Consider the following 9,454-nt stretch of genomic DNA (forward strand, 5'->3'; position numbering starts at 1 on the left):
TGCTTCGACACAAAAACCAGAAGCGGAAATTTCAAGTTACGTTCTGGGGCGCTGTCGCCGTGAGCGTTGGCGCAATGGTGCTTTGGCAATACGTCATCGCGGTCTGAGGTAGGGGAAGCCGAAGGCCGCGGCCAACGAAAAGGTCTAGATCGGGCGTTATGTTCACTACTATGGTGATAGTCAGGGCTGCTACGCTGTGCCGAAGAGCATCGCCGTCGGCCGGCTGCAAGGCGACACAGACCACCACTGCGTGCCGCGCGCAGCTAAGCTAGCCCGCTGGGGTCACCCGGCGCACCTGGCGGCGACCATCATCGGTGTAGCTCCCTGCTCTCCTTAGGATCGCAACCCGTCGTCGTCAGAGTTCAAGTCAGCGACTGGCAGATGCGTTGGGAAACGATAGAGATTTGCCTTAACAGCCAGCCGATATACGGCGGCTGATTCAGGATGCCTGCGCACGGCATCAAGGAGGCGCGAGCACCGGAAGTCCAGCAAATTCCATGAAATCGCAGATGGCGGATTTTTCCGAGGACTCGAGCGAACAAGCCGGTTTATGATGGAAAGGAGCGCTTGCCGTTTCTCTCTCATAACAAGCTCGAAATCGAGCGTATTCCGAGATGGGAAACCGATGCAAATCCAGCGTGCCAAGACCCTCAAGCCGTCCCAAATCCGCCAGCTGTGATCGGAAAACAATGGACGCGAAAGACGCTCGATGTCCATCAGCTATTGCATATTTCGGGTATCCGCGTTTCGCGGTTGATTTCGTTTTGTGGGTTGCAACGTGTGGACGATTCAGGCGGGGCGTCGCAGAACGGCCAGGAGCAGCCTCTCGATATTGCGGCTTGAATTGCCAACAATCTTGTGGCTGCCACATACGACCAGTTACTCCTGGACCGACCACCATGGACTTCCAGACTGGCCCATCAGACCGGCGCGACGAGACTGCCATCCGCCCTGATCGAACTTGCATGATGCGCGAGCACAATCTCGCCAAGCGCGTTTGTTGCGTTGTAGGCGACGCCGACAATATGCCACGAGAAAATCCCGCTCTCTGACTCGTTCAGAACGAACATCGGCCCGCCGCTGATGCCGCCCAGGTCGTAATCCTCTGCCGGAATGCCAAGTCCCAGAGTGTCAATCCAATTATCTCGTTCGAAGGCACAACCGAAGTGGCGCTGGCTCGCAGATGAAACTGGCGTCAGTGCGACATAGAATCCAAACGTGAACGCGTTTTCCGCGTTCGGCCTACGTTCGATGCCAGGAAATCCACCAAAAAATACGCCATCATGCTCGGCAACATTGCGCGGCGGCCATTCCGCTGGACCAAAGCAGATCCGCTTTCTTAGCGCCGCGATCTCATCAGGCTCGACCCTGAACGTTGCGACGTCAAGCACCCTATGCCCCAGCGTGCAGATTAGCCGCTCTTCCGGACGGAACTCCATCATACCGAGCTGGCAGTGCAGGGTTGGATGTTCGTCCCGAGCTTCAAGATACCCCTCGTAGACATGCGCTGCTGTGACGAGAAACGGTCCTTGACCGCAGTCAAGGATAAACGCTGTACCATTTGCGAGTATCCGCCAGACGCCATTTTCTTCGACACCCCATGCCAACGGAGTCGCATAATCCAGCACGCCATGGAGCAGCGTCTTTCCGAACTCGCCTCGCAACAATGTGGTTGCTTCTTCTAAATTCATGGACCTATGGCTGTAGTGTGAAACCGAACGAAAACCCGACACGATGACTATTTTAGCCCTTCTCGGCTCCCAGAACTGGGGCACGCGGCAACGATATAATGAACTTCGGCTGCAGGGAAGGATTATCTCGATCTATGATCAAGACTTATCTGCATCAGGCTTGGGGTGACCGATGCGGGCACGAGGCTCCGCGTCGACGGCTACTACCCGGAACCGAGTTTGGTTGTCGAGTACCGCGAACGGCAGCATACGGAGGCTGTACCTTTTTTCGACAAGCGTGGTACGGTAAGTGGCAGCCTGCGCGATGCCCAAAGGCAAACTCTACGACGAACGCCGGCGCCTGGTTCTCCCAGAGCACGGTATTCACCTTGTTGAATTGTCATTCGATGAATTCGAGCACTTCGCCAACAAGCGTTTGAAGCGCCATCGACAGAGCGATCTGCTAACCCTGCGATCAAAACTTAAACGCTGGATTCCCGTCAAATAGCCGCCTGCTCAGTCGGCGCACTTGTTTGGGATCAGAGGGTTGTAGGTTCGAATCCTATCGCTCCGACCAGTACAGGAAAGGGTTTGGGGGGTTAGCATCCGCCAACCCTTTTGTCTTTCTTGAAATCGTGTAGGCGGCAACTCGCCTTTCGCCTACATGGTGCCCGAGGCCTACACGGCCTGCCGCGGGCAATCCATACGTCGTTCCTCAAGGATCAGGTCCCGGCCGGCCATTCCGTGCCTAGGGGTCAGATCCCGCCGAATCGTGACCAGGTCGCCCCGGCGCCTTGCATTGGCCACCTCTACCGCTATCCGAGCTCTGGCCTCTGGCACTTTCTGCTCAAGGTGCTGCAGCGCCAGCCAAGAGATCTCCGTGGGCCCACAGCCCTCACTCAGGCAGTCGAAGTAGCGGTAGCCTTCGGGGAGACGGCGGCTCGCGGCTTGGTGGTCACAAAGGGGGCAGTTCGATAGGTGACTCATAGGTTACTCCAAGTTGATGAAGTACCCATGCTAGGGGGCCGGCAGCAATTCGAGTCGCCTTGACCTTAGCGCAAGCTGTTGCGCCGGCGCATCACATCACTTGATCCACTCGAGAGCCTGAGGAACCTGGTGCCAGGCAAGTATGGTGAACCGCCCCAGCGTCTCGACGTTCTTGACTAGTTCGGCCGCGCTCTTGGCGAAGTCACCGAAACGGCGAAGGGTCGACTTCTGGCTTTCGGTTCCGCTCTGGAATGCCCCACCCAAAGCCGGTGCTCGACCGCGGGCCTCTGCATACAAGCCGTCGATCGCACTTACCAAGGGAAGCGACCCCGATATCGCATAGTCGTCCAAGGCCTCCTCGATTGTGCGAATGCTCTTGTCCAAATACTCCCGCAATGCTGGCGGGAAAGCCGCGCTCGCGACCTGGTCCTTGAGCTCCTGGAGGGTCGCCCGTAGCCCCTCGATCGCTGCGGCCTCAATCACCTCACCCTCGCACGGAAGGGTGTGCTGGGCCCACCCCAGGCAAAGCAGGTAATCCTGCTGGATCGGATTGCGCCACGTCGCCCGAATGGCGGTGGGACTGGCCGCTTCGGCGAGCGCGTCCAGCGATGGCCCATAGAGGTCCCGGGGCACCTGCAGGTTGGCCAAGCCCTCTTTCGTCAAATCGATTTCGTGGACGATCGCCCCCAACTGCGATAGGACGCGGCGCTCCTTAGACGGGACGGCATCGTCGCCGATGCCGAGAACGTCGCCCCATACGTCCGTTCCTGGCCTGTCGCCGCGACCATGCTGCAACGAACTGAAAATCGCCAAGAGCCTTGCGGCGCTGTTTTGCTTGCTTTTGTTGTCGGCACTCACCTTGCGGATCCGAGATGTCATGACGGCCGGCGATCCTACCACGGACCTCGGTGGCAATATTGGCAGCAGAGAACTGGCCCGATGGGCGGCCGTGCGCGCCCTCAGCGCACGGTGGTGAGCGTGACGGTGAAGACGTTGTCGCAGGGGTCGCCGACTCGGCGCCCGGCGGGCGACCCCTCATGACCCTTACAGAAGAATTCGTGCTCGCCGTCCTCCCAGAACAGGACGACGCTCTGCAGGTCCAGGCCGCCTTGTTGACATCGCGGGTTCAGGCACCGTTCGAAGCGCGGCAAGCTCGTCTTTGTGTACGTGCTGGTTGGCGCCGCGGGGGTTCGACGATAGCTCTGCCACGGGTCTTGCGTGACAACGACCCGCATTTCCTTGATGTCCGGAAATGCCTTGTCTCGCTCTGTCGTCGTGCCTAGGAACGGTTCGCTTTTGGACATGGTTGGGTGTCAAGGCTTAGATAATGTTGCCGGGGACGCAGCTCGCGAAGCTTTCAGGATGGCAATCGCACCGAAGATGAAGTCCTCACGACGCAAGCCGCAAATCGCCTTGGTCGCCCGGATCTCGGAAGGATCGAGGGTGTTCCCGCCTGTACGAAATTTGGCACAGCTCTTGTACAAGCTGTCGGCCTCTCCGAGCGTTGCCTTCTTGAACCCATCCATCTCGAGCGCGGCCCCCCGCGCTGCTGAATCAGGCGCAGGGCCCATTCAGCGCCTTTTCGATAGTCCATCTCCCGCATCGCGCAAAATGACCGGCTTACGTCGGGATCCTTGTCCGTGCCCTTCGGCAAGCACTCGTCAAGGAAGTCCAGGCGCGCACTGGCGTACTCCAATTCGAACTGGTCTTTGCTGAGCACCTTCGGTCTAGTTTGGCTGGACCTGAACGTTATGCAGGCGCGGGTCCTCCCCTGCGGTCACGATGCTGACGACCTGGCCATCCTTGCGCCAGAGGAACTGGCAGTAGGCCATCCCGGTGCCCGAACACGCTTCCATTTCGGTCCTGCCTTCGCAGCGCTTGTCGCCGGTGGCGCACGGGTCTGCATTGGGCGTCGAGGCGGGCACCCACCCGGCCTTGAACATCTTGGTCCGGATGCTCGCGTACTTCTCGCCTTTGGTTAGGTGGGGCAACACTGGCTTGGCCGCTTGCGCGCTCGCGGCGATGGTGATCGTGAGCGACAGGACGATTCGAGGGAGGCGGGTCATCACTGGGTCGATTTCAAACAACGGGGGGCGGGTGAGTAGAAGTTGTCGATTATAGGCTTCGACCAGATCACGGTGCGGCCCTGCGCCCCACCCTCCGCTATCCCGCTGCCCACCTGTGCGGTCCCGCGCCGTAGCCTGCTAATCTGGCATGACTAGGTCACACTCGCCAGGATGTCGAGTTCCAGCCGCCCATTCGCCGCGCGGGCGCTTGTCTGACCTTCGTTGTTGGCCGGAAACACGGCACGCCCAGAGGTGTTAAAGGAAAATGGAGTTCGTAATGCTCTGACTGCGTCGCTCAGTCCGAGAAGCAACGATCGTGCTGTGTGACTACGTAACGCGTGTTTGCGATGACCTTAGTCCATCCGCATCGGGCTGATTTCTTCGAACTTCAGATTGATGCGCCCTTCCAGCCCCTGGCCCGATCGATCCCTTCTTCATGATTTCGTAGATCTGCGCTGCACGCGATGCCGGGCCGCGTTGCTTCCCGTTCCGCTCTCTAGATTGTAACAGCCTGTATAGTCTAGCTTTAGCCTTGCCCGCAGAACCGACAATCCAACCAAAACAAAAATGGCCAAGAACGACACGCTACTTCTTGACGGAATTATTGACGATAAGGTCCGAGAATCCGGCTTACCGAGAGATGAGGCGTTTGAGAATTTTGCCTTTGAGCAGGTCCTCAAAAGCTTTGACCCCACTCAAGAGGAAATTGAGTTTGGTTGGGTGGATGGTGGCAATGATGGTGGTATTGACGGATTTTACACATTTATCAATGGTGTGCTCCTCCAGGAGCCAAAAACGTATAATTGGCCAAGAAAAGGCGGGGCGCTCGATATCTGGATTATTAGCTGCAAACATCACGACACCTTCAAGCAAGATACTCTCAATAATATTTTTCCAACCATTGAGGAATTGCTCGATTTTAGAAAATCCGCGCAAGATTTCAATGGAGAGTATTCTGGTGCTGTGCTGAAGGCGCGGGAAATAACGGTCCAAGCATATCGAAAAACGGCTGGGTCTGCGCCCTCAATCTGCTTTCACTTTGTTTACGCCTCGCGAGGAGATAAAAGTGAGCTGGGTGCAAACATAGAGGCGAGAGGGAATCAGATCAAGCGATTCGTGGGTGAGTATTTTAGTAATGCGGAAGTGGAATTAGAGTTTCTTGGTGCAACCGAGTTAGTTGAAAAATTTAGAAAGAATCGTGTAATACTTGAGTTGCCATATGCAGAAAGATTGTCTGGCGCTCAGGGTGCGGAAGTGCTTCTAGTACCAATTGATGCTTATGCGAAATTCGTGAGTGATGAGCACGGAAATCTGAGGCGATACCTGTTTGACTCCAATGTCCGTGATTTTCTTGGGGAAAATCGCGTAAATGAAGATATCGCCAGATCTCTTCAAGAGGTTGATTCTCCAGATTTTTGGTGGTTAAATAATGGAGTTACGATTTTAGCCACTAGTGCCTATAACCTCGGAAAGACCCTTTTCGGATACTCTATAGAATTGCATGATGTTCAAATTGTTAATGGCCTTCAGACAACTCAATCGATATTTAATTATTTTAAATCGCAATCTGCTTCAACCAAGGAGAGATGTGTTCTTGTGAAAATAGTGGTTTCGGAGGATGATGCCATACGCGACAAGATAATCCAAGCGACGAATAATCAAAGTCCCGTAGAGATTGCAGCCTTAAATGCGACGGACAAGATTCAAAGGGATATTGAGGCGATTCTGGAGAGACACGATTGGTATTACGAGCGACGCAAAAATTACTACAAAAATATCGGTAGACCGGCCACAAGATTTGTGCTTCCGATTCAGCTTGCCGTAGGTGTAGTGGCTATTTATCGCAAGGCGCCGGCCAAGGCGTCGTCATTGAAAACTCGGTTTATGCGAAATCCCGCTAGCTACTCCTCGGTGTTCTCCGATAAATTCCCGCTGGAGCTTTGGCCGAAAATCGCCGAAATAATGAAAGCCGTAGAACACGGATTGGCGATTTGTGTCAGTCATAGTAAGAACGGTCATGGTTCGCGAATGATCGGGGCGTGGCGGGGCCCTGTCGCATTGTGCGTCATGGCTAAGCTAAACGGCACTTTTAATCTTTCCATCAGCATGATAATGGCTGCTGACGGCCAACAGATCTTTGATCGCGTCGAGGAAGTCTTCTCGGAACTGCAGGCGATAAAAGGGAATCGTCAACTTGAAAAGGCGAAAGGAAGGCCTTTGGAGGGTCGGGACGGGCAAGGCTTCAATAGTCTTTGTCAGCAGTTCGCTGTCAGGCATGGGTTGGCCGGCGAAGCGGTAATTGGTAAATGGGTACTGCCAACTGCTGATCCCTCAGATTCTTTGGCTCTAAAAAGGGCTGAAAGACCGATCCGGAAGCAAACAGAGAAGCTGCCTTCCCCCGCTGAAGGCGGCTTTGTCATCAAACCTCGACGGGAAATTGAGGTTTCGGAAGAATTGCTTACTCAATTCGATGAATTGCTTCCGCCACAGCCGTGGCCGCCAGGAACGGCAAAGATGGTCCGGGAAAAATTAGATTTGAGTCAAAAGGTTGCAATGAAATGCATTACCAAGCTGATAGTTATGGGAAAAAGGCACAACCAGTACCATGGCGTGGTTGTAAATCGAGATGGCATTATTGTAGCCGTTGATAAGAGCCGGGCGGATTCCAAATACATTGTTGGGGAGCAGTACCGGGAGTTCGCAAACAAGTAGTTTGCGACAGCGCGCCAAAATGGGGGCCATACTACCGGACCGCTGGCGACAAGCCAATGAGTGACCAGACCGCCAGATTTCACACAAAAGGTCCGAGCACCCCTAATTGGGCGTGGCCTGGATACGCCCTTGTGCGCCGAAGGCGCACAATTGTGTTCATAGGCCAGCTTGCTGCCTGCATTGTCGCCTTCGACAGCACAATTGACTCTTGCAGTTTCTTCTCTAGTCCGGCGCGCCGGCTCAATGTCGATATGTGGACTCGACGGTGCGCTGCCCCGGCAGCAATTGCTTGAGCGACTTGAGCAGATTGCGCGCGACTTCGGAATAGCCGTCGAACGCCTCGGCAATGCGTACTGAGAACAGCCTTGCCTCTTCCCAGTTGCTATCAAGGCTCAAGGCCGCCGCGGTCTTGTGGTCGTTGATCTGGATGACCAGCAGATTCTTGTCAACGACGTAAGTTGCGGACCACTGTCGTTCGCCGCGTGAGAGTTCGACTAAACCGGCATTCTCGGCGCGATTCCAAACCACCGTCTCCAGCGATTTGTCATGCAGCACGAACAAGCATCGATCAAGGAACGTCGAGCGGGAATGCGGCAGTAGACGTTCGGCCTGCGAGAGGAACTCAGCAACGTTGCCCCAGTCTGGCTCTGCGAACAGCCAGTGAGGGTCTGGCGCGCGCTTGGGCAAGAGCTGTTCCATCAGCCGACGTCGGTACTTGTCGGACAGCTGCACGTGCAGCAGGTGCTCGCCGCGTTGCAGCGCTGCCGTGACCGTCTCGAGGGCCGACCAGTCTTCTTGTGCGGTGGTCACCGGCTCCCCGCTCACTGGCTCGGCAATCCATTGTTCCGTGGGCAGATCGTCGACAGTGCGATCAGGCGTATAGCCCGCAGGCATTGGCGTCCCTTCCAAATTCAGCTGTTCCAAGGCATCGAATTTCCTGGAGGCGCCCGGTTCCGCTTCCATGGCGAGCTCGCTCACAAAACGTGCGGACAGCTCCTTGTCGTGGAGCACGCGGGCGACCGCCTCGCGCAGCATGCGATCACGCTCGTTGTCGGGAACAGTAGCGACTGTTACGCCGATTCTGGCGAGCACCGCTGCGACCTGGTCCAGCGGGAGGTCGTCGTCGGACAATTGGTGCCGGATCGGATCGTGCGTCATGGTCAGGCTTCCTATCGCTGCTGCGCAAACTTCGAACAGAACTCTCGGGACTGCGCATCATCCATTACATAGTATTCGCCGGGCTTGAAAGGGCGCAACGGCGAGAGTCTCGCGCCTCCATTATCGTCGAGGACTTGCATTCCGAGCGAAGAGTAGAATTCGTGCAGCTTCGCGCCGCCCTTCGGGTCCGCATGAAGCAAGATTGCGGCATCCCTAGCCATATCAAGGCGAGTCTGGATCGCGATATCGACCAAGACTTTAGTGACGTCCCGTGCACCTTGCATGCCAAGCTCCCCGTACAATTGGGCCGGGGCGGCCGAAAGATACCAAGCGAAGGAGCGGTCACTGATTTCGCCGTGGATATTTGCCTCGAAGGTCGGCGCCACCGTAAGCATACCGATAGGCGGAGTACTCGGCTTGCGCCCCACTAGTTCGATGCACCAGGACAGAATGCCGGGCCACTCCCCCGCAAAGGCGAAGGCGCGGGTCCACCAATAAATGTTGGGCCACTTCCAGCCCTTGTCGGCCCGGACAGCGCCACGGACGCCCGACGGATTGGACGATGCGTGAAAATAATGCGGGTCGATCATCCGTGTCTGGACCGACAAGTGCCAGTCGTAGGCTCGCTGGCTGGTCATAGGTACGACTTCGATATCGTACTTCCGTGCATAGTCTTTGCGGGGCACCCATCTCACGGGATTGTTCAGCACACGGGGCATCAGGTCCTTCAGACGACGGGGTTCCTCAAAGCATGTAGTCTACCCAAGTGACAGGTGGGGCGCCTAGGTGTACGCCGGCGCGCATTCAACGCGAGCACCGCCTCGGCCTCGACGCGCTCGGCCCGCCGCTGGGCCCGCCGCC

The 9,454-nt window shown here is 56.4% G+C and carries 7 protein-coding genes; 1 reads left to right on the forward strand and 6 read right to left on the reverse strand.

The window, feature by feature from the left end:
- Positions 1-920 precede the first annotated feature (920 nt).
- The 4 genes from CF68_RS08855 to CF68_RS08885 form a co-directional block, all read right to left on the reverse strand.
- Positions 921-1,691, reverse strand: a complete 771-nt coding sequence (locus CF68_RS08855; RefSeq protein WP_152548472.1) for a hypothetical protein — start codon at positions 1,689-1,691, stop codon at positions 921-923.
- Positions 1,692-2,753: 1,062 nt separating this feature from the next.
- On the reverse strand, positions 2,754-3,536 hold the full coding sequence (locus tag CF68_RS08870) for a hypothetical protein (RefSeq protein ID WP_035817594.1): 783 nt from the start codon (positions 3,534-3,536) through the stop codon (positions 2,754-2,756).
- Between the two features lie 80 nt (positions 3,537-3,616).
- A complete protein-coding gene (locus CF68_RS08875; protein ID WP_035817597.1) occupies positions 3,617-3,961 on the reverse strand; it encodes a hypothetical protein in 345 nt (114 codons plus the stop codon).
- A 423-nt stretch (positions 3,962-4,384) separates the two neighbouring features.
- Positions 4,385-4,723 carry a hypothetical protein gene (locus CF68_RS08885; protein ID WP_035817601.1) on the reverse strand — a complete coding sequence of 113 codons (339 nt, stop codon included), beginning with the start codon at positions 4,721-4,723 and terminating at the stop codon, positions 4,385-4,387.
- Positions 4,724-5,290: 567 nt separating this feature from the next.
- On the opposite strand from CF68_RS08885, the gene CF68_RS36115 reads away from it, so the two are divergent.
- Positions 5,291-7,435 carry an AIPR family protein gene (locus CF68_RS36115; protein ID WP_084187138.1) on the forward strand — a complete coding sequence of 715 codons (2,145 nt, stop codon included), beginning with the start codon at positions 5,291-5,293 and terminating at the stop codon, positions 7,433-7,435.
- Positions 7,436-7,675: 240 nt separating this feature from the next.
- Here CF68_RS36115 and CF68_RS08905 read toward each other — a convergent pair whose 3' ends face one another.
- Both CF68_RS08905 and CF68_RS08910 read right to left on the reverse strand, forming a co-directional pair.
- Positions 7,676-8,593 (reverse strand): hypothetical protein, encoded by a 918-nt coding sequence (locus CF68_RS08905; RefSeq protein ID WP_035817612.1) that lies wholly within the window; start codon positions 8,591-8,593, stop codon positions 7,676-7,678.
- 11 nt (positions 8,594-8,604) lie between these two features.
- Positions 8,605-9,231, reverse strand: coding sequence for a hypothetical protein (locus CF68_RS08910; protein ID WP_152548473.1), 627 nt, complete (start codon positions 9,229-9,231; stop codon positions 8,605-8,607).
- Positions 9,232-9,454 lie beyond the last annotated feature (223 nt).

This window comes from Cupriavidus sp. SK-4, assembly GCF_000611125.1.
GTDB lineage: Bacteria > Pseudomonadota > Gammaproteobacteria > Burkholderiales > Burkholderiaceae > Cupriavidus > Cupriavidus necator.

Coding starts and splice junctions, on each gene's coding strand:
- CF68_RS08855 (WP_152548472.1), bottom strand. CDS start 1,691: ATGAATTTAGAAGAAGCAACCACATTGTTGCGAGGCGAGTTCGGAAAG.
- CF68_RS36115 (WP_084187138.1), top strand. CDS start 5,291: ATGGCCAAGAACGACACGCTACTTCTTGACGGAATTATTGACGATAAG.
- CF68_RS08885 (WP_035817601.1), bottom strand. CDS start 4,723: ATGACCCGCCTCCCTCGAATCGTCCTGTCGCTCACGATCACCATCGCC.
- CF68_RS08870 (WP_035817594.1), bottom strand. CDS start 3,536: ATGACATCTCGGATCCGCAAGGTGAGTGCCGACAACAAAAGCAAGCAA.
- CF68_RS08905 (WP_035817612.1), bottom strand. CDS start 8,593: ATGACGCACGATCCGATCCGGCACCAATTGTCCGACGACGACCTCCCG.
- CF68_RS08875 (WP_035817597.1), bottom strand. CDS start 3,961: ATGTCCAAAAGCGAACCGTTCCTAGGCACGACGACAGAGCGAGACAAG.
- CF68_RS08910 (WP_152548473.1), bottom strand. CDS start 9,231: ATGACCAGCCAGCGAGCCTACGACTGGCACTTGTCGGTCCAGACACGG.